Below are 20,212 nucleotides of genomic sequence, written 5' to 3' on the forward strand. Positions count from 1 at the left end.
ATATTTATGGGGTAGGAGGAGGACTATTGATGGTCAACCAATACATTCCTAGCTGTTGGATGACATGGACAAATTGGTCATAGTCTACTGGCTTACAGATATAACTATTACAACCCAAACTATATCCTTGCAGGCGATCGCTCTCTTCATTTGATGTCGTCAAAATTACAACAGGTAAGAATTGGGTCCGAGCATTAGATCGAATCTGCCGCAGCACTTCCAACCCATCAATCCGAGGTAGTTTCAAGTCCAACAGAATTAGGACTGGAAGGGGTTCCAACTTTAAGTTTTCTGAGAATAGATAGTTGATTGCTTCAACGCCATCTCTGGCAATCACTATGTTTTCTCTCAGTCCCATTTGCTCAAATGCCAATAAAGCTAATTCTATCTCATCCAGATTATCCTCAACAAGCAATAGTGTATTTTTTGCTGCCATTCTAGTTTATACTTTTCCTATGTTTTTCTTAATCCTAAAATGGCTAAAACCTCTGTAGCAAGGGCATTTCAACTAAGTTTTAGTGAAGATTATTTGAAGTTATACTACCGTAAATTTCCCGTTTTTGAAGGTATCTTTACAAAGGTAATATTTTGTGGCAAATTTTTATAATTCTGGTTAAAGATGAAGAGCAACTTTATAAAGTAAAGTAAAAAATTGCACCTTTGTTGACAATGCCATTTGCCCATACATGACCACCGTGGCGGTGTATAATTCTTTGGACGGTGGCTAGCCCTATACCTGTTCCCGGAAATTCATCTGTTGTATGTAAACGTTGGAAGGGTTGAAAGAGTCTACTGGCATAAGCTTCATCAAAGCCAACTCCATTGTCATGGACAAAGTAAGCTAAGTAGGAACCCTCTGGAGAATCTAGAGTTAAGCAATTAAACTCAATTTGTGAAGTGATTTGACCAGTTGTAAATTTCCACGCATTGTTGAGGAGGTTTTCTACGACAATTCTCAACAATCGGCGATCGCCTTCTACTATCAAATTGGGAGCTATTTGCCAATTTACTCGTCGTTCTGGATAATTTTCGCTGAGTTCTTGAACAATTTCTTGGGCGATCGCACTTAAATTGACCTGAGTACGTCTGATTTGGCTCCGAGTGACCTGAGATAGGAGTAACAAATCATCAATCAGTTCACTCATGCGCTTTGTACTGGCGCGAATTCGCTGTAAATAGTGTTTCCCTTTTTCGTCTAATTGCTCTTGATACCGCTCTAGTAGAGCTTTACTAAAGCCATCAATACTACGTAAAGGACTCCGTAAATCGTGAGAAACTGAATAGGAAAAAGATTCTAGTTCTTGGTTAGCAGTAATTAATTCCGCTGTCCGCTGCTGTACACCTTGCTCTAGTTTTTCATTAAGTTCTCTGATTTCTATTTCGGCTTGTTTTTGGTCAGTTAAATCCTCAGAAATACCGACATGACGAATGATTTCACCAGATTGGTTGTAAATAGGAAATAAACGTGTAAAAATCCAGCGAATATCTCCATTAGGGCGGACAATGCGATATTCTTCCAGTAAAGGTAGTCCGTGGATCAACCGATCGCAGGCCTTGACCAATCGCTCTTGGTCTTCTATATAAATCGACTCCAACCAAGATTTTGTATTTTCATATAAGCCTTCGCAGCTTCTTCCCCACACCTCTTGATAGCTCGGACTAATATATAAAGTTCGAGTTAAATCAGCAGAAACAATATGAAAAACTTCATGAATGTTGTTTGCCAATTCTTGAAACCAAGCTCCTATATAACATAGTTTAGAATCTGGAAATGAACATTGCTGAAGATTGGTTTTGTTTAGTTTCTGACTATTGAGCCGTAAGCATTCATGATTGATATTTTGATGGGCAAAATTGAAATTTGCATAAACTAAGTAGGTACTTAGGAGTTGGTACAACACCTGTTTGAGTAAGCAATGGGTTTGTACTAAGAAATTTACATACCTTGCATTCACCCAAATTACTGCCAATAGGATGAAAAGATGAATACATGCTTGAACAAAAATAGCATTTTCTACGGAAATTACTTGTTTGTGGAGTGCATAAATTACTATTCCTGTAGTCACCATCATTATGCTAATCACTACAGGCAAAGAACGGCGACTAGTAACCCTACCAAGATCCGAACTCATGAATACCTGCATCCAGCCTCTTTGAGAATAAGCTAGTAAAATACCTAAATGCTAAGAACAACAATGAACATCTTTTAGTTAATTCTCTGTTGCTGAATTAGGAATAACGGACTGATACCGCCAATACCAAATCCATTAGCAATAAGCCTTAGTAAATTGATGATAAAACAGCCCCCTAGAAAACTTTGGCATTAGATCATCATACGTAATGAAATTCAAACTAAAGTTAACTAATTCCAGATAAACCACAGCAATTACTACCATGTATTTATCTAGACCAGCAATAGTGATGTTACTAGTTATGGGTTTGTAATTCAGTATTTGTTTAATGCTCATACTGTCGAGCAACTTTCAAGATATCTAAAAAAGTGATAATTATTGCTAGTGCTAGTGACACTGTTCATATTGGTACAGTCATCACTAGCCCCAAACCATCGATTAGGTTGAGAATTAATCAGATTAACAAGCCAGATAGTTCAATACATCTGCTGCATATATTAATGCTGTAATTCATCTAATAGAGTTCAAATATTACTAATTAAATATTAATTTGCTATATATCTGTATGCAAGACTGTGAAGACATTAACAAAAACTTAGACACCCAAGAGCTTTTAGCACTGTCATACCAATTTAAAAAATGATTGTTACAGATGCAGGTTGGTTTGAGGTACGTATCCCTGCGGGACACTGCGTGAACACGCAGTGTGCCGTTCGCGGTAGCGTTGCGTAGCAAAGGCATAACCCAACACTCTAAAACCTTGTAAACGTTGGGTTTCACTTTGTTCAACCCAATCTACGCATCTGTCGCATTTTTTTATGGAATTGGTATCACAGTTCAACTGACTCGGTAGTGGAGCCTTGAATCCGAGCAATAAAATTGAATTCATACTTCAATCATGCAACTGCCAATTTAGCTAAAACACCAACTGATTCAATGCGCTATTTCTTGACAAGGCAGGAAACTGATGATGTAAATCCAAACGCTACAAATCAAGAATCTACTTCTTCCCAGGTAGCTTTGTTCCCATCTCGGTCAATGCCGACAACACCAGATACAGAACCAGCACACCAGCACTAATCAGGAATATTCCCAGATCGTTATCCATAATCGACAATGTAAACAAATTTTTTTGAGAACTTTCTTACTCTACCAATTTTTGGTATGTGTAGGGAAGTTAGGGGATTTGATGGAGGTAACAGTTGTGCATTAAAAATGCACAACAGCAAGTCAAAATTCACAAATCACCAGTCAAAATTGAAGAAAATTTTAGGCTTAGATATAGAATCTAACCATATACAAATTAGATGCACAATAGCTTATATTTTCAATAGTTTTTAATTCACAAGGTCGGGTAAGACACCCAACCCGCAGCATCTATTTCACAGTCAGAGGTTGACCAACTATACGCTGTTGATATTCAGCCTCAGTCATCATATCGTTAGTGCTTTCTACTCGGTCTAAAAATACCATTCCCTCTAAATGGTCGTATTCATGTTGAAAAATTCGTGCTACAAAATCAGTTAATTCTTGCCTTTGCTGTTGACCTTCCCGGTCAGTATATTCTACTTTTATCCTTTGATATCTAGGCACTAAACCCCGAATTCCCGGAACACTTAAACAGCCTTCCCAACCTTTGACAACTTCCTGGGAATGTCCCACAATTGTAGGGTTAATCATTGCCGTTGGTGCCATTTCTGGGGCATGGGGATATCTAGCATTAGGACGGGAAGCCACAATAAATAAACGTAATGATTCTGCTACTTGAGGAGCCGCAATTCCTACCCCATTCGCTGTATCTACAGAAACAATTAAATCATCGATTAATTGTTGGATTTCCGGTGATTGAATATTCTCTACCCAAGCCGCTTTTTGCCGTAACATGGGATTGCCTAATTGGATAATGGGTAATGTTTCTGCCATTTTCAACTAAAGTAATACTCAACAGATATCGTGTTTTGATGACATAGGTGCTGATTGTTATTATAAACATTTAGTTTCTGGCAAATTAAGCCAAGATATTTATAACATTGGAGATACAGTTGTCAAAATCAAGCCAATAGTATATCTTTTGACAATCAATTGGTAAACTGCCGAAATTGATAAATTACCCTTGTGAACTATATAGAAGGCAAAAAATGACTACTTTATCTTACTCTTCAGTTTTACACAAGAGCGCCTATATAACTCTATCTAAGCCAGTTCAAGTAACTCTTTACATGTTTTTATCTTCTCTAGTGGTTTGGACAGTGTTGTTCTCTACTTACCCTGCGATTCATAACACAGCACACTCAGTGCGTCACCACACTTTAGGTGTTGCTTGTCACTAATATCAATCCAAATAGCATTGGACGGTTTATATATTTGCAGACTGCAATTAAATAACCCATCAATTGATGGTGGTATAATGGCGCGTTATCTGCGCCAATACTTTTAATAAAACAAAAAAATATATTTTTTTAACATAGATTATTGAATAAAAATTCATGCTTAAACTTTTCAGAATATAGATGTTTATTTATATGGTAAAAAAAAGATTGTTCTGGATCATTAGTAGTGCTTGCATTATTTTGTCAATTTTTTATTCCTGGACAGGAGTAGCCCAAGCACCTAACCCTAAAGTTTTACTTTCAACCAATCCTCCTTTGGAAAAAATTCTGCCCTTTGAAGCAGAAGCGAAAACTCCACAGTATCCTGTTAAGCTTACACTCAAAGCGGTAGATGCTGTAGGTAAACCATTGAAAAATGCCCAAATTAACTTACAAATTTCGACTCCATCACGCCATCCTTGGTTAACAACAGATTTTCCCATGGTGGAGGGAACAAAATTATTACAAATAGATGCAAATGCACCTGATGGTACCCTAGATATTCAGCAAATACTACCTATTCGGGGTAAATATCAGTTACAAGTCAAGGTTTCTCCTTTGATAGCAAATGCTTTTAGTCCATATGAACAAATTTTGGATCTGAATGTCCCAGAAAACCCCACTAAATATCAATATTTTGCATGTTTGGCGACAATTTTACTCTTAGTAGGATTATTAGGTGGTTGGATAATTGGTGGACAAGAAGAATTACGGCCAGGAGAAATTGCACCTCAGTCTGTGCGTCTGTTGTTAAGTGGGGTAACAGTAGTTGCTATAGTCGCTCTTTTATTTATTAATATCAGCGCAGAAGTAGCAGAAAATCATCATGGTGAACATCACCACCACAGTAGTAGTGAAAAGATTGCTCCATATGTGCAAAAGGCTCAAGGGTTAGAAGTGATTCTAGAGGGAGATAAGGATGCTACTGTAGGACAACTGGCTAATCTCACAGTACAGGTTAAGGATACTGCCACAGAGAAGCCGATTCAAGACGTGGCTTTACAAGTAAAAGCGATCGCTCTAGAGCATGATATCACGGTCTTTACTTATACAGGAGTTCCTAACTCCGAAGGCAAATTAACATGGTTGGAGCAATTTTTTGATGGTTCACCTCATCAAATTGAAGTGGAAGCAACTCCCCTTCCCAGTTCTAGTCGGCAGTTTTCCACGTTGAAAGTAGCACAGGAAGTAGAAGTAGAAGGAATTGCACCACCTATTTATATCCGATTAATTGGGTTATTTTACTTTACAATTATTGTTGGGATGGGAATGGCCATAGGAATGCTAATACAACAGAGGCGTAAACCAAAAGTCACTGCCTTGTAAAATTACAATTTATGATCCATCCAAATTATTGAATGTTGTGATGATGTAAAAACTTTTCCCCCATTCCAGTTGAAATAATTAGGCATGATAATTAACATTCAGTTTGGTAGAGATATTCTAAAAGAACATCTCTACCAACAATACACCCTATTTTTATCAACTAACTTTCTTCACCTACAGGTAAAGCTGCTGGTCTAACTGATAGCTTCCCAATTCTGCCATTCCTTTCTACTTGGACTTGCAACGTAGTACCGATTTTGCTGCTTTCTACTAACTTTTGTACTTGTTCAACTTTAGTGACAGGTTGACCATTAATACTAATAATCACATCACCAGGTCTAAAGTTAGCTTGGGCGGCTGGTGAATCAGGAACAATATTAACTACTAATACTCCTTGGTCTGCAACCAAATTGATTCTATCCCCTAACCTATTAATAATTCTCTCCTTTACGTCCGGTGTGAGTGTTACCATTTGAATTCCCAAATATGGATGGTCTACCCGACCTTTGGTAATTAACTGTTGAGCGATTTTTTGTACTGTATTAATAGGAATAGCGAAACCCAAACCTTGAGCACCACGAATAATTGCTGTGTTCATACCAATGACTTGGCCACGAGCATTGAGTAGTGGCCCACCAGAATTTCCAGGGTTAATAGCTGCGTCAGTTTGCAAATAGTCCACACGCTTATCACTTGCACCAATATCACTACTAGACCGATCTGTAGCACTAATAATCCCAGAGGTGACAGTGTTATTTAATCCTAAAGGATTGCCGATGGCAATGACAGGTTCACCTGGTTGCAGAGTATCTGAGTTACCTAAGGGCAAGGTGGGGAGGTCATTAGCATTGATTTTGATGACTGCTACATCCGTAACTGGGTCTTCACCTAGTACCTTACCATTCAGTGTTCGACCATCTTTGAGGGTAACAGTTACTCTATCAGCACCGTCTACTACATGGGAGTTGGTCAAAATTTGACCAGAGGGATTAATAATAAAACCGGAACCGTTACCCCTTTCCACTCTTTGTCTAGGTTGTATTCGCCGTCCACCGAAAAACCTTTGAAAAAAGGGGTCTTCAAATTCCTCTGGCACACTAGTAGTCACTGTTCTAGAAGAATCAATTCTCACTACTGCTCCACCAACTTGTTGCACCACTTTGACCACAAAATTAGGATCACCACTACTGGAAATAATGGCAGGGGGAGCAATTGCTGGTTGTGAGTCCCTGGAGTTGAGAATTTGATTATCTGTTGGTGCTTCTGATTGCAAATTGCTTCTATTGAGGCTACCACAGCCTCCCACACCTAACACTGCTAACCCACACAATAGCATCCACAGCATCTGCTTGGGCTTCCAGGTGTGAACTAACAGCCTGGTGTCTAAATTTTTTGGTACTAGCTGATGATGATATTTCTTCATGAGTTCTTGCTTCTCCGTGTTAGTCAGTGGGTGGTAGGATAATGGCCACTTAGTACCGCCCTGCGAAAGTGAAATTACAAAATTACCTTAATTTTTGAATTGTGGTGGCATTTTCGCTAGGCTGCACTATTTAAGCTCAGAATAATTACAGCGTAAATGCTAGTTCTGGGTTTAAGTCTAGGACATCTCGGTGTGAAATTAGAGCTTGCTCATATCTTCTATTGTGGTGATTAGGGGCAAAGGTGGTAGATGATGGAAATTCCCATAGACAATTTGTGGAGTCAGGTACTAGAGCGTTTACAGCTAGAGCTATCCCGTCCCACCTTTGAAACTTGGATTAAAACTGCTAGTGCAGAACGACTGGAAAATAATTGCTTAGTTATACGTACTCCTAACCCTTTTGCGCGCAACTGGTTACAAAAGTATTACATCAATACAATTGCCAATGTCGTGCAGGATATCTTAGGTTATCCTGTCGAAATATATCTTACTGTTGCTCAAGGAGATAGTTTTGGTTCTGGGGTGGAAGGAGAGACTTGGGAACCACCAACTGTACATCCAGTAGCGGTAAATGTTGGGCAACGTCAAAATAAAACTCCAGAATTAAACTCTAAATATGTGTTTTCTCGGTTTGTGGTCGGGGCTAATAATCGCATGGCCCACGCGGCAGCTTTAGCTGTGGCGGAATCTCCTGGAAGAGAGTTTAATCCTTTATTTTTATGTGGGGGTGTGGGATTAGGAAAAACCCATTTAATGCAGGCTATTGGTAATTATCGCTGGGAAATTTGCCCTGATTCTAAAATATTTTATGTTTCGACTGAACAGTTTACGAATGATTTAATTACAGCTATTCGTAATGATAGTATGCAAAGCTTTCGGGAGCATTACCGGGCTGCGGATGTTTTGTTAGTAGATGATATTCAATTTATTGAAGGGAAGGAATATACTCAAGAGGAATTTTTTCATACTTTTAATACTTTACATGAGGCAGGAAAGCAAGTGGTGATTGCCTCTGACCGACCACCGAATCAAATTCCTCGCCTCCAAGAACGTCTATCTTCACGGTTTTCTATGGGCTTAATTGCTGATATTCAAACCCCAGATTTAGAAACAAGAATGGCAATTTTGCTGAAGAAAGCCGAGTATGAAAATATTCGCTTGCCGAGAGATGTCATTGAGTATATTGCGGCTAATTACACTTCTAATATTCGGGAATTAGAAGGGGCATTAATTCGGGCTTTGGCTTATGTTTCCATTTGGGGTTTACCGATGACTGTAGAAAGCATTACCCCGGTTTTAGGTACTCCTCATCAAAAAATTGAAACAACACCAGATGTAATTTTAAGCGTAGTTGCGGATGCGTTTAATTTAACGGTGGAAGATTTAAAAGGTAATTCTCGGAGAAGAGAAATTAGCTGGGCTAGACAAATTGGTATGTATTTAATGCGTCAACATACGGATTTGAGCTTGCCGAGAATTGGTGAGGAGTTTGGAGGCAAAGACCATACAACGGTGATGTATAGTTGCGAAAAAATTACCCAACTTCAGGAGACGGATCAGAGCCTTATTCAAACTTTACGGCAATTGAGCGATCGCATCAACATGACTAGTCGGTCACAAAAGTAGGTGAAAGAAATATCTTGAGTCTCCATCCTCCCCTGGTTGACAACTGCATCATTCCAGGGGATTATTAAGCAAAGTATAAAAAATCATTAAAACTAATTAATATTCAGATATTTAAAATTTAATTGTGGAAAAAGCTGTGGAAAACCTCCGGCGATTCACAGTATTTTGGTATAAGCATACATTCCCTGTGGAAAAACTATAGTGATTTTCCACATGTTTTCCACAGGCATAACGATATAATTAAGGAACTGCTCAGAGTTTTCCACAATTTCCACAACTACTGAGTTACCAGTATAAAATTTATTTTTGTGTTATGCGACCCTATCCTTTGCTACTGGGCAATCACAGCAGGAAAAGGAGTAATATCGGTCTGAAGATAGAGTAATATAATTGAACTAAAAATTTTGCATATTTAATATTTAATTTTTAATTGCCGAATTGTATCCATTCCCAGAATCTCTACCATGAAATTAGTTTGCGCTCAAAGTGACCTTAGTACCAATCTTTCGCTGGTTAGCCGTGCAGTACCATCTAGACCCACTCATCCCGTACTAGCTAACGTGTTGTTACAAGCAGATGCTCAAACTAATCAGGTCAGTTTAACTGCATTTGACCTCAGCTTGGGTATTCGCACTAGTTTTCAGGCAGAGGTAATAGAAGGTGGGGCGATCGCTCTTCCTGCTAAACTGTTGTTAGATATTACCTCCCGTCTCCCAGAAGGGGAAATTACCCTAGACGATGAATCAACTGAAGCCACGGGAGAGGGTATGATTGTCACCCTCAAACCCAAAAGTGGACGTTATCAAGTCCGAGCGATGGGTGCAGAGGAGTTTCCTGAATTACCAGTAGTGGAAAATTCCGAAGCTATTCAACTGACTGTCACCGCACTTATTGAAGGACTCAGAGGTTCTTTATTCGCTACCAGTGCAGACGAAGCCAAGCAAGTTCTCACCGGAGTCCATTTGACGGTTAAACAAGATACATTAGAATTTGCCGCTACCGATGGGCACCGTTTGGCAGTTGTAGAAACCACTAACGAAAATCCCCTGGAAAGTGACCCATTAGAAGTGACTGTTCCCGCTAGAGCATTACGAGAACTACAACGGATGTTGGCTCATAGTTCAGGTGCAGAAGAAACTGTAGCTTTATATTTAGACCAAGGACAAGTGGTATTTGCTTGGCAAAATCAACGCTTAACTAGCCGTACATTAGAAGGTCAATACCCAGCTTACCGCCAACTAATCCCCCGGCAATTTGAACGACAAGTGACTATTGAGCGGCGACAATTTATTAGTATGTTAGAGCGCATTGCCGTTTTAGCAGACCAGAAAAATAATATCGTTAAAATTAGTTTAGATGGCGATGCTCAAGAAATGACCCTATCTTGTGAAGCGCAAGATGTGGGTAATGGTACAGAGTCCATGCCGGCACAAATTTCCGGTGAAAACATTGATATTGCCTTTAATGTTAAATATTTAATGGAAGGGTTAAAGGAGTTAGCTGCATCAGAAATTCAAATGCACCTGAACCAAAACCTAACACCAGTGATATTTACACCATTGGGTGGTTTAAAAATGACCTATTTAGCTATGCCTGTACAAATTAGGAGTTAGCACCAACTTGGGTAATAGGAATTTCAATTAAAAATTCTGTACCCTCACCTGGGTGTGATGTACATTTAAAAATGCCATTGTGTTTGTCTACAACTATTTGGTAGCTAATTGATAACCCTAAACCAGTACCTTTACCTACTGGTTTAGTTGTGAAAAATGGGTCAAAAATCCTGGCAATGACATGTTCAGGAATGCCAGAACCATTATCAGCAATGTGAATGACTGCGCTGGGAACATTATTGTTAATTTGACCAAGGCTGGTTTTGATTTTAATTTGAGCGCTGCGTGGTTCAGGTGTTGATTGTCTATATTGTTCTAACGCATCAATAGCATTACTAAACACATTCATGAATACTTGATTTAGCTGTCCTGCATAACAATCTACTAGAGGTAAATCGCCATATTCTTTAATTACTTCAATCCCTGGACATTCTGGTCTAGCTTTGATTCGATGCTGTAAAATTAATAGGGTACTATCAATACCTTCATGAATATTCACAGCTTTCATTTCTGCTTCATCTAAACGTGAAAAGTTACGTAAAGATAAGACAATTTGGCGAATTCTATCGACACCAATTTTCATAGAAGCTAAAATCTTGGGTAAATCAGTGTTGATAAATTCTAGGTCGATATCTTCTGCTAATTGAATGACTTTTTGGCTGGGATTTGGGTATTCATCCTGATAAAGATTCACCATATCTAGTAAATCTTCTGCATATTCATTAATATGGCTGAGATTCCCAAAAATGAAGTTAACAGGGTTGTTGATTTCGTGGGCTACACCAGCTACTAATTGACCAAGAGAAGACATTTTCTCTGTTTGAATTAATTGAGTCTGAGTAGCTTTTAATTGATCTAAGGCTAAGGATATATCTTGTGATTGTTGTTGAGTTTTTTCCAACAGATTAGCTTGTTGAATAGCTACTCCTAATTGAGCAGCAATTTGACTAATAAAACTAACTTCTGTTGCTTTCCATTCGCGGGTACCAGAATGTTGATAGCTACAAAGTAATCCCCACAATTTTTGTCCAACAAAAATAGGTGCGAGAACAAAAGCACGGATTTTATAATATTCTAAATTATCAATATGACAGGAATGAAACCCTGCTTGATAGATATCATTAACTGCAAAGGTTTCGTTGTGGCGATAGCGTCCACCTTGGGTTTCTTGCAGATAGGTATCGTTCCAAGTGGTATTGACAGTTATTTTAGAACTGTTTGACCAATGGGGACTAGCGGCTTCAAAATCGCCAACAAATTCTCCTCCCCAGTCGGGGGTGAAACGATAGACAGAAACCCGGTCAGCTTTAATTAAGTTACAAACTTCCTTGGTTGTAGTTTGGAAGATAGTTTCAATATTTAAAGATTCACGAATTTTATTAATCACACCAAATACTGCTTGTTGTTGTTCCGCAGTTTTCTGCATTTCTAAGGTGCGACGATTGACTTGTTTTTCGAGATTTTCGTTAAATATATGTACTTGTTGATACAGTTCGTATTGCTGAATTGCAGAAGCAAAATGATTGCTAATTTCTCTAGCTAGTTCAATGTCTGCTTCTGTCCAACACTGGGGTTGACCTTGTTTAAATTCTCGCCAAGTTTCAAAAGAAAGTCGGGGATAAATATTTCTATGGTCGTTTTGGGTTTGTCCGGCCCAGAGAATTTCTGTGTCTATTTCTTCCCGAAAGACACTTAAATAGCCCACTAACTGCTGACGATAGTGGAGAGGAATCATTAAGAGGCTGCGAATCTTAGTGGGTTGAAAGGCAATTTGAACGGTGCGTAAACTATTTTCTGTATAAATGTCGTTAATTGCCCAGATGTCATGATGGCTAGATTGATAGTGTTGTTGCCAAACACTATATTGCTCTAGTAATGGATAAATTGTGTGTTCGGGAATCAGTGGTTGTTGGCCACAAACATACAGCTGAATATTATCACTACCAGGAATTAAACAATCATGCAAACTCTTGAACTGGTTATGTTGAAAATCAAAGGCATGATTGCGAACACATAGCCTGCCACCAACACCACCAAGGGCTGCTACCGTGGCTTCTAGGGCTGGTTGTAGGACAATGGTGGGGAGAGAATGGAGGAGGGTGGCAATGCGGTTGATGGTGGCTTCTCGCTCGGCTTTGGCATGGGCTTGGGTGAGGAGTTGACTGTGAGCGATCGCTACTGATAACTGTTCTACCACTAATTGCATCGCTTCTAACTCAGGTTCTCCCACTTCGCGAGGTTCTGAGTGGTGAGATACCAATAAACCCCACAATTGGTCTCCATGAATAATTGGTACAACCACAGAAGATTTTACGCCCATTGCCGTCAAATATTCCACATGACAGGCATCCACAGGACGGTAACAAATATCTTCTAATGTGATTTCTGTTTCTGTGTTACCTAACGGTAATTGTCCAATTTGCTTGGTTTCCACATTGACGACTGACCGTACCCGCGATTTGATGAACATTTCCCTTGCATGGTGGGGAATGTCTTCTGCGGGAAAGTTTAGTCCCAGTAAAGAAGGTAAACGCTGTTCATAAATAGATTCAGCAATAACTTGACCACTACCGTCCTGATGAAATTGGTAAATCATCACTCGGTCTGTTCCCAGTAAAGACCGTACTTCCACCGTAGTTGTTGTTAAAATCTCTTGGAGTTCTAACGATTGGCGGATACGATTAGTAATGCGACGGATGACGGTTTCTTGAGCTATATCCGTTTGCAAGCTCCCAGGACGAGTGTAGGTCATTGCTTTCATAACACAAAACCAAATTTATTTGCTCAAGCCTCTGAGCCTTAATAATATTTTCAGATTTGTCTCATGATTTTGTCTTCAGTAGGATTACTGCTGTATCTCTCTGCAAAAAAACATATTTTTGGTAATTGTTTGAAGATGATTTGGTCAATAAAAGGATGCTGATGTTGATAAATCTCATTTTTTGAGCTATTACCTTAAAATTCAGCCCCATACTGACTTCTTTATCTCAGCTTTACAGACCTAGTGTGAATAGATTAAATTTTATTTTTTTCCTTAATTGATTAGGGACTGAATCTGGTGAAAATGCGATCGCTCTTTTTCAAATATGACTCAAAATCATATGTTTTTCCTCATCAAACCTGACTTTGCCTTGTGCCTGTAATTGACGCAGCAAGCGGGTAATAGTCACTCTCGTCGTACAACAAGCACTAGCAATCTCTTCATGGGTCAAGCGAATCGAAAGACGAATCCCTTGGGGTACAGGTTGACCAAATTCTTGTTTTAAAAACTCCAGGAAACTGTCTAATCTGTCTTGTATGCGTCGTCTACCAGAAATCATTAAGAGCAATTGTGTTTGTTGTAGGCGTTGAGTTGTTTGTGCTAAAATAAGATTACTTAAATTCGGAAAAGTTTGGATATCGGCTAAAGAATTGGATAATAACTCTACATCGGTTATAGCTGTGGCTTGGTAAATCGGTAAAGCAGTTAAGCTAGAACCAAATACCATCCCTTCTTTTACTAGTGCCATCAACACTTCTTCCCCGGTAGCACACAATGTAGTCAGCTTGACCAAACCTTGATTCACCTGCCAAATAAACAAAGGATAAAGAGGTATATTCTCACCTTTAGTATATTTCACTAATGGACGTGAAGGAATTAACTTACTCTGATTTGCGCTATCTACTGCTTCTGGTTGTGGACGCAGGGAAATATCACGAATTAACCAATTTAAGGTTTCTGTTCCGTTATTTTGTCCCTTGACACCAACTACAGTGCAAGCAGCGGTAAAAGATTCTTGTTGATATGGCTGCAATGTTAATAATATTTCCCGGACATTGGGAGATTGCTTAATTTGCGACAGTTCATTATAAAATTGCCGCTTTTGGTCTGGGATAATAAAACAAACTAAGGGCTTATTAACTAATAAATTCTGGGATGTGTTGAGCAATCTTGCCGCAGTGGCATTAGCAACTTTGATTATTCCTTCTAAATTTGTGACCAAATAGCCATCAGGTGATAATTCAAATAAATCGAGATATTTTTGCCGTTCTGTTTCCAAAATATAGCGTGTTTCCATCAGTTCATCATTTTGGTCTTGCAGTTCCTCCACAGCTAACTTGATCATTCGGGAGGTAATGTGCAGTTCTCGAAAGGCTTGGGGGAGTAAATCCGATGGAATCCAAGGTAGGACATTAGCAGTCTGGTACAAATCTGCTAACTGCTGGTGTAGTGCTTCTGCTCGTTGGACAAACTTATCTATGTTCACCTGAAACCTCCCTTGATATAGACAGAGCAGGCTCAAGAAACTTCACTAGAGTAAACAGGGACAGCCTTGTAGGTTCTCTAGGTTGCTTAATTCATACAATTTACGGTTGAGCTTTAGTTTTTTCAATACTTGGCTTTAGTATATTTCCTGAGTTGTTTAATTGTAAATGAATTTAGGTAACAATATACTGAACAATATACTCACACGTTTTTAATATATTGATAAATCTTGTATTCATCACTCTTCATCTTTTTGGGTGTGGTGTTTATCAATCAGAGGTTGACGTTCATGCTGTATTTGCATTTCATACCACTCTTTAAGACAATATTCAGACCAACAAAAACAATATTCGTACCAGCAAAAATCACATAATGGCTGTTCTAAATTATCTTCTTGATTAGCATGGGGTGTGATAGTTTTGCGCGGACAGTAAAAATAAGTAGTCATAGGATGTTGGGTGATGCACTGAATGAGGACGGAATTGGGGTTACAATGGGTTTTGTCCAGCAAGACAAACTTGCTCATAACATTGACCAGCAATTTCCCAAGTGAATTGACTTTCGACTAAATATCTACCGTTGTGGGAAAGTTCCTCGCGTAATTTTGGTTGCTCAAAGAGTTGGCAAATAGCTGTAATATATTCCTGTGGTTGATTTGCTCTCAAGGCTCGTAGAGGCTCCTGATGACTGTCCACAGCTAGTCCTTCTAGACCGCGATCACTCCCCACTATCGGTATCCCTGCGGCCATTGCTTCTAAGGTCTTATTTTTAATTCCGAAACCCGTCCTAAGTGGTACTACACACACAGTAGATTGATGTAAGTAATCTACCACTGCTGGCACACGCCCCAACACTTTCACTCCAGGAATTTTTTCTAGAGTGTAAACCTCTGGTGTTGGTCTAGCTCCGACTATACTAAATGTGGCATCAGGATAACGGGTTTTGAGTTCTGGAAAGACTACAGAAGCAAAAAACCGCGCAGCGTCAATGTTATGGGACGCATCCATTGCACCCACAAATATTAAACTGTGTCCGCCTGGATCTTGGGAACGGTAGGGAAATAATTCTAAATCTACACCGTTGGGAATGACTTGAATATCAAGATCCGGACGGAGTTTTAGAAATTCTTGGCGATCATCTTCTGTCGTCACCACAATCTGCGAAAATTTGCTACAGTATCGCTGCTCATAACGTTTGAGAACTAAGGTAAGATAAAGGCGATCGCGTAGAGCATTTTGTGCTGCACCCATTTCTAAATGATCGCGTATCCAACCGTAAACTGAACTGTGAACATCAATCACTGTATTCACTTGCTCTCGGAATTCGGGACGGATATAGATTTCATTCACACTGTGTTCACAAGTGATCACATCATACTTTTTTGCTTGTACACAACTATCGACAAAATCTTGAATTTCCGGTGAATATCGATGTAGAACATTAGGTGGTGTCGCCTTCGTCACAGATTCCATAAAGCGTCCAGCTTTGGCTAATAATCCCCTGACTGAATCTTTAGACTGGGGATCTGGTGGTAAAGGGAAAATATTTAGTTCACTGACATAGCTACGTAGTTGAGCAACTTCATCATCTGATAATCCCTTGTTATATTGTGTCACTAAAGTTACATCATGGTTTTGTTGGAGGTACTTGAGTAAATTAAAAGTTCTAATTTCCGTACCGCCACGACTCGGCGGATAAGGAAATGTGGATGAAAGCATGAGAATACGCATACAATTTTGATAAATTTAGTTTACTTAGTATAACTTACCATTTATTACACTTGTATAAAGTTTATCTCCCTTAGAGTAAATTATTGAAATTGATTAACTCCCACAAAGAATAAATAAATGAACACCAAACCTCTTTTAACAATTGTTACTGCTACACGCGGAAATTTTTCAGATTATTGGTTAGAGCAGTTACTAAAAATCAAAGGTGATGTCCAGTTTATTTTAGTGTATCCACCTGCTGCAACTATCAAAAATATAGATGACCCCAGAATAAGAAATTTAACTAGTCCATATAAAGGCGAAGTTATTCAAAGATTTGTCGGGTTGCTCAATGTTGACAGTGATTATGTTTTGGCATTAGATGATGATGATTTTGCTCATCCAGAGATTTTAGATTTCACCTTAAAATACTTTCAAATTTTCCCAGAAAGTTGGGTATTACGGCTGAAAATCCAAAATATTCACTATACCGATGAAGCTCGAATTAAACAAGAATGGGAAACAATTCCTGATGTGAGACAATTAGAAATTTGTAAAAAAACACCAGAAAATCCTTTTCCTTTTCAAAAAGGCAATTACACAGGTTTGCTAGAAGTGCCTATTGCTCCGTTAGATAAACCTTTAGATATTCGACACATAATATTTCCTTGGCAAGAAAGAAGGGACCAAAATGGTATTCATTTTGAAAACTTTAATAACAAAATTTGGCAAACTACAAAAGTAAAACCAGCACTTTATGAACTTTCCCAAGCGATGAATATCATGGGTGCTTTAACTTGGTTACCTTTGTGGAATTTGGATAGATTATTAGGCTTATTTATACAAGCAAAATTTTATCAAAAAGATGCCATAATTGGCCATGCTCCGCCGAAACCAGAGCAAATTAGATATATTGTTCGAGAGAGTACACTAAAAGAACCCCGATTGCATTTAATAGCAGACCTTCTGTTAGTTAAATGTTATCCACAGTATGGTTATTTGTGGAATTTAATATTTTGGCAGATTTACACCATACCTAAAATATGGGGTAAGTCAATAAAAATCAAATTACTCAAATTAAAACAAGTAAATTAGCAGAAGAAATCAAATACAGTAAGTTGCAAGAATATTTGACACAGGTTATATCTGATTTTCCAATTAATACAGCAGATTTCACTGGGTAGATGTACACCTGTAGTGGGTAATACTTATACTCAGCTTGATATAATCACAACCATTCGTAATTGCAATTTTTACTTTTCATGACTAACTATCCCTACTCACTATGACAAAAAATCACCTATATTCAGTATTTTTTTGCGCTCCTTAATTATGGTGGTCATAGTAAATAGGGCAAATCATTACCAGTGGGTGATAGTATAGATGATATGACCAATGTCTGCGAATAGCAAAACTAATCAATCTGCCAGGTACACTAGAACCTTTAATAACAGGAATTCGTAAAAAACCCATTTATTTCTTAGCCTATGCGTAAGTCCTGTTTATGTTGAAGATTCCCAAACATCTTTGCGTGAGTTCGCAAACACCCCACAGTGGTTATCATTACAACCACAATAACCGCCGCTTTTTTGAAGGTTGGTATTATCGGGTGACATTACCAGAAATTAGACAGACCTTCGCGTTTATGTACTCCATTGAAGACCCGCAAGGTAATCAACCTTACAGTGGAGGTGCAGCCCAGGTTCTTGGCCCTAATGATGAATATCTCTGTCGTACCTTTCCCGATGTCAGTAAATTTTGGGCTAGTCGTGATGTTTTAGGCTTAGGTCACTGGGGCCAGACTAACTTACAAATTTCCCCCCAGTATTTGCCACCTGAAGAATTTACACAACAAATTCAATCAGGTTATCAGGCTACATCTACTATAAATCAAGGCATAATTAGCGATCGCCCCACAGGTAAATATTGCCGTTGGTACTACGAAATTCAACCCATCTACGGCTGGGGTAATCAACATACCTTACAACAGTCAACTGCTGGCTGGTTATCATTTTTGCAGATTTTTGAGCCTGGATGGCAAATCTTAATGGCCCATGGTTTAGCTAGTGGTTGGGTAGACTGGAATGGTCAAATCTATGAATTTACCAACGCCCCAGCTTATAGTGAAAAAAATTGGGGTGGTGCTTTTCCCCAAAAATGGTTTTGGTTAAACTGCAACTCTTTTAACCAACAACCAGACCTAGCCTTAACTGCTGGTGGTGGGAAACGTGGTGTATTGTGGTGGATGGAAGAAGTCGCAATGGTTGGCATTCATTACCAAGGTAAATTTTATGAATTTGTTCCTTGGAACGCCAAAGTAGAGTGGGACATTCAACCTTGGGGTCAATGGCAAATGCGAGCCAGCAATTTAGACTACGAAGTTGAATTAACAGGAACTACCGACCTACCAGGAACTCCGTTACGCGCACCCACAGCACAAGGACTACAATTCTGTTGTCGTGATACTATGCAAGGTCACGTATCATTAGAATTGCGAAAACGAATAGGCAAAAAATCGCAAACTATTCTGGTGGCAGAAAGTAATCTTTGTGGCTTAGAAGTTGGTGGTAGTTCCTGGGTGAGGAGTTGGCAATCTGACTAGCACTCCTGCTATGATTGTAAATGCTTTACACTTGGGGCTGTAGCTCAGTTGGATAGAGCGAGCGCCTCCTAAGCGCTAGGTCGTGCGTTCAAGTCGCACCAGTCCCGTTACTATCCCTGATATATTTGTCAATTTTGACCAGTAGTTCTAAACTAAAGTCAAAATTATCTTTGTTGCCATCATTGTTGAATACACTTTTGAGCTTACAATCTATACTTCCATTGTGGCTGAAAATAGCGATCGCTTTCTCATGGCTGGTGATTGTGATTTTCACAGCTTGGCTGGTCAGCCGCTTCAACCAAACCAACCCTGAACTCATCCGCAAAATAGTTCATATTGGCATTGGCCACATTATTTTAATTGCTTGGTGGCTGGATATCCCCGGCATTGTCGGCATCATAGCGTCAATCGTAGCCAGCATAGTCACTCTTTTATCTTACATTTTCCCTATTCTGCCAGGGATTGATAATGTGGGTCGTCGGAGTTTAGGTACATTTTTTTACGCAGTCAGTATTGGTGTTTTGGTTGCCTGGTTTTGGTATTCACAACAACCAGAATATGCTGCTATCGGAATTATGATCATGAGTTGGGGAGACGGTCTAGCGGCATTAATTGGTCAGAATTTTGGTAAACATAAATATCAGATTTTCGGTTCACAAAAAAGTTGGGAAGGTTCTTTAACAGTTACTATAGTGAGTTACATAATTTGCAGCTTGATTTTATTAGCTAGTCAAGGGAATATCTGGCAGATTTGGGTAGTATCATCAGTGGTTGCCCTACTTTCTACCGCCTTAGAAGCTGTTGCCTTTTTAGGCATTGATAACTTGACAGTCCCTATAGGTAGTGCAGGAATAGCTTATTTTTTAATTCAATTCCTAACTAATGCCAATGTAACGAATTAGGACTTGCTGTAAAAGTTATTCATCATCAGCCTGAGCCAGGAGGAAGAAATAGTTCAAATTTTTTGAATTATTGCCAATCAGAAAACATACCTGAGTTTTTAGGGTTTCATTGGTTGTCTTTATATCTTGATCATTTTAAATCAATCTGAATTTATTACAGTTGGCATTGATTAAATAAACCCTAATTAAGAAAAATCAAAAATAATTATATGTATTTGTACAAAGAAAGCAACGGATTTAACCTAAAAATCCTGATCAAATAAT

At 38.9% G+C, this 20,212-nt stretch carries 16 protein-coding genes and 1 tRNA gene; 9 read left to right on the top strand and 8 right to left on the bottom strand.

Features of this window, described 5'->3' with window-relative positions:
- Positions 1-4 precede the first annotated feature (4 nt).
- On the bottom strand, positions 5-436 hold the full coding sequence (locus H6G73_RS13965; RefSeq protein ID WP_190605420.1) for a response regulator: 432 nt from the start codon (positions 434-436) through the stop codon (positions 5-7).
- A 196-nt stretch (positions 437-632) separates the two neighbouring features.
- On the bottom strand, positions 633-2,132 hold the full coding sequence (locus H6G73_RS13970; protein ID WP_190605422.1) for a sensor histidine kinase: 1,500 nt from the start codon (positions 2,130-2,132) through the stop codon (positions 633-635).
- A gap of 879 nt (positions 2,133-3,011) precedes the next feature.
- Here H6G73_RS13970 and H6G73_RS13975 point away from each other — a divergent pair.
- On the top strand, positions 3,012-3,212 hold the full coding sequence (locus H6G73_RS13975) for a hypothetical protein (protein WP_190605425.1): 201 nt from the start codon (positions 3,012-3,014) through the stop codon (positions 3,210-3,212).
- A gap of 297 nt (positions 3,213-3,509) precedes the next feature.
- On the opposite strand, the gene def is transcribed toward H6G73_RS13975, so the two are convergent.
- Positions 3,510-4,055 (bottom strand): peptide deformylase, encoded by a 546-nt coding sequence (gene def / locus H6G73_RS13980; RefSeq protein WP_190605426.1) that lies wholly within the window; start codon positions 4,053-4,055, stop codon positions 3,510-3,512.
- A 215-nt stretch (positions 4,056-4,270) separates the two neighbouring features.
- On the opposite strand from def, the gene H6G73_RS24850 reads away from it, so the two are divergent.
- Complete coding sequence (locus tag H6G73_RS24850) at positions 4,271-4,462, top strand: CbtB domain-containing protein (protein ID WP_190605428.1); 192 nt, start codon at positions 4,271-4,273, stop codon at positions 4,460-4,462.
- Between the two features lie 192 nt (positions 4,463-4,654).
- Entirely contained in the window at positions 4,655-5,827 is a 1,173-nt protein-coding gene (locus H6G73_RS13990) for a hypothetical protein (RefSeq protein WP_190605430.1), read from the top strand.
- 160 nt (positions 5,828-5,987) lie between these two features.
- On the opposite strand, the gene H6G73_RS13995 is transcribed toward H6G73_RS13990, so the two are convergent.
- Positions 5,988-7,250: an HhoA/HhoB/HtrA family serine endopeptidase gene (locus H6G73_RS13995; protein ID WP_190605432.1), complete on the bottom strand. Its 1,263-nt coding sequence runs from the start codon at positions 7,248-7,250 to the stop codon at positions 5,988-5,990.
- A 252-nt stretch (positions 7,251-7,502) separates the two neighbouring features.
- On the opposite strand from H6G73_RS13995, the gene dnaA reads away from it, so the two are divergent.
- Together dnaA and dnaN are read left to right on the top strand one after the other, a co-directional pair.
- Entirely contained in the window at positions 7,503-8,876 is a 1,374-nt protein-coding gene (gene dnaA, locus H6G73_RS14000) for a chromosomal replication initiator protein DnaA (RefSeq protein WP_190605472.1), read from the top strand.
- A 464-nt stretch (positions 8,877-9,340) separates the two neighbouring features.
- Positions 9,341-10,489, top strand: a complete 1,149-nt coding sequence (gene dnaN, locus H6G73_RS14005) for a DNA polymerase III subunit beta (RefSeq protein ID WP_190605434.1) — start codon at positions 9,341-9,343, stop codon at positions 10,487-10,489.
- Here the strand turns inward: dnaN and H6G73_RS14010 are convergent.
- The 4 genes from H6G73_RS14010 to H6G73_RS14025 form a co-directional block, all read right to left on the bottom strand.
- The gene (locus H6G73_RS14010; RefSeq protein ID WP_190605474.1) at positions 10,479-13,241 is read right to left on the bottom strand and encodes a GAF domain-containing sensor histidine kinase; all 2,763 of its coding nucleotides are present in this window, start codon (positions 13,239-13,241) and stop codon (positions 10,479-10,481) included. The genes dnaN and H6G73_RS14010 overlap by 11 nt on opposite strands.
- A 328-nt stretch (positions 13,242-13,569) precedes the next feature.
- A complete protein-coding gene (locus H6G73_RS14015) occupies positions 13,570-14,736 on the bottom strand; it encodes a helix-turn-helix domain-containing protein (RefSeq protein ID WP_190605436.1) in 1,167 nt (388 codons plus the stop codon).
- A gap of 237 nt (positions 14,737-14,973) precedes the next feature.
- A complete protein-coding gene (locus H6G73_RS14020; RefSeq protein ID WP_190605437.1) occupies positions 14,974-15,183 on the bottom strand; it encodes a hypothetical protein in 210 nt (69 codons plus the stop codon).
- Between the two features lie 40 nt (positions 15,184-15,223).
- Positions 15,224-16,465, bottom strand: coding sequence for a glycosyltransferase family 4 protein (locus H6G73_RS14025; RefSeq protein WP_190605440.1), 1,242 nt, complete (start codon positions 16,463-16,465; stop codon positions 15,224-15,226).
- Positions 16,466-16,582: 117 nt separating this feature from the next.
- Here H6G73_RS14025 and H6G73_RS14030 point away from each other — a divergent pair, with 117 nt between their 5' ends.
- The 4 genes from H6G73_RS14030 to H6G73_RS14045 all read left to right on the top strand — a co-directional run bounded on the left by H6G73_RS14030 (position 16,583) and on the right by H6G73_RS14045 (position 19,948).
- The gene (locus tag H6G73_RS14030) at positions 16,583-17,539 is read left to right on the top strand and encodes a glycosyltransferase family 2 protein (protein WP_190605441.1); all 957 of its coding nucleotides are present in this window, start codon (positions 16,583-16,585) and stop codon (positions 17,537-17,539) included.
- 409 nt (positions 17,540-17,948) lie between these two features.
- Positions 17,949-19,046, top strand: coding sequence for a tocopherol cyclase family protein (locus H6G73_RS14035; RefSeq protein ID WP_190605443.1), 1,098 nt, complete (start codon positions 17,949-17,951; stop codon positions 19,044-19,046).
- A 33-nt stretch (positions 19,047-19,079) separates the two neighbouring features.
- Positions 19,080-19,153: transfer RNA gene (locus H6G73_RS14040), tRNA-Arg, on the top strand.
- A gap of 75 nt (positions 19,154-19,228) precedes the next feature.
- A complete protein-coding gene (locus tag H6G73_RS14045; protein ID WP_190605445.1) occupies positions 19,229-19,948 on the top strand; it encodes a diacylglycerol/polyprenol kinase family protein in 720 nt (239 codons plus the stop codon).
- Positions 19,949-20,212 lie beyond the last annotated feature (264 nt).

The organism is Richelia sinica FACHB-800 (assembly GCF_014698825.1).
In the GTDB taxonomy this organism is placed as follows: Bacteria; Cyanobacteriota; Cyanobacteriia; order Cyanobacteriales; family Nostocaceae; genus FACHB-800.

Coding starts and splice junctions, on each gene's coding strand:
- def (WP_190605426.1), bottom strand. CDS start 4,055: ATGGCAGAAACATTACCCATTATCCAATTAGGCAATCCCATGTTACGG.
- H6G73_RS14010 (WP_190605474.1), bottom strand. CDS start 13,241: ATGACCTACACTCGTCCTGGGAGCTTGCAAACGGATATAGCTCAAGAA.
- H6G73_RS13965 (WP_190605420.1), bottom strand. CDS start 436: ATGGCAGCAAAAAATACACTATTGCTTGTTGAGGATAATCTGGATGAG.
- H6G73_RS14020 (WP_190605437.1), bottom strand. CDS start 15,183: ATGACTACTTATTTTTACTGTCCGCGCAAAACTATCACACCCCATGCT.
- H6G73_RS14025 (WP_190605440.1), bottom strand. CDS start 16,465: ATGCGTATTCTCATGCTTTCATCCACATTTCCTTATCCGCCGAGTCGT.
- H6G73_RS13990 (WP_190605430.1), top strand. CDS start 4,655: ATGGTAAAAAAAAGATTGTTCTGGATCATTAGTAGTGCTTGCATTATT.
- dnaA (WP_190605472.1), top strand. CDS start 7,503: ATGGAAATTCCCATAGACAATTTGTGGAGTCAGGTACTAGAGCGTTTA.
- H6G73_RS14030 (WP_190605441.1), top strand. CDS start 16,583: ATGAACACCAAACCTCTTTTAACAATTGTTACTGCTACACGCGGAAAT.
- H6G73_RS13970 (WP_190605422.1), bottom strand. CDS start 2,132: ATGAGTTCGGATCTTGGTAGGGTTACTAGTCGCCGTTCTTTGCCTGTA.
- H6G73_RS14035 (WP_190605443.1), top strand. CDS start 17,949: ATGTTGAAGATTCCCAAACATCTTTGCGTGAGTTCGCAAACACCCCAC.
- dnaN (WP_190605434.1), top strand. CDS start 9,341: ATGAAATTAGTTTGCGCTCAAAGTGACCTTAGTACCAATCTTTCGCTG.
- H6G73_RS24850 (WP_190605428.1), top strand. CDS start 4,271: ATGACTACTTTATCTTACTCTTCAGTTTTACACAAGAGCGCCTATATA.
- H6G73_RS13995 (WP_190605432.1), bottom strand. CDS start 7,250: ATGAAGAAATATCATCATCAGCTAGTACCAAAAAATTTAGACACCAGG.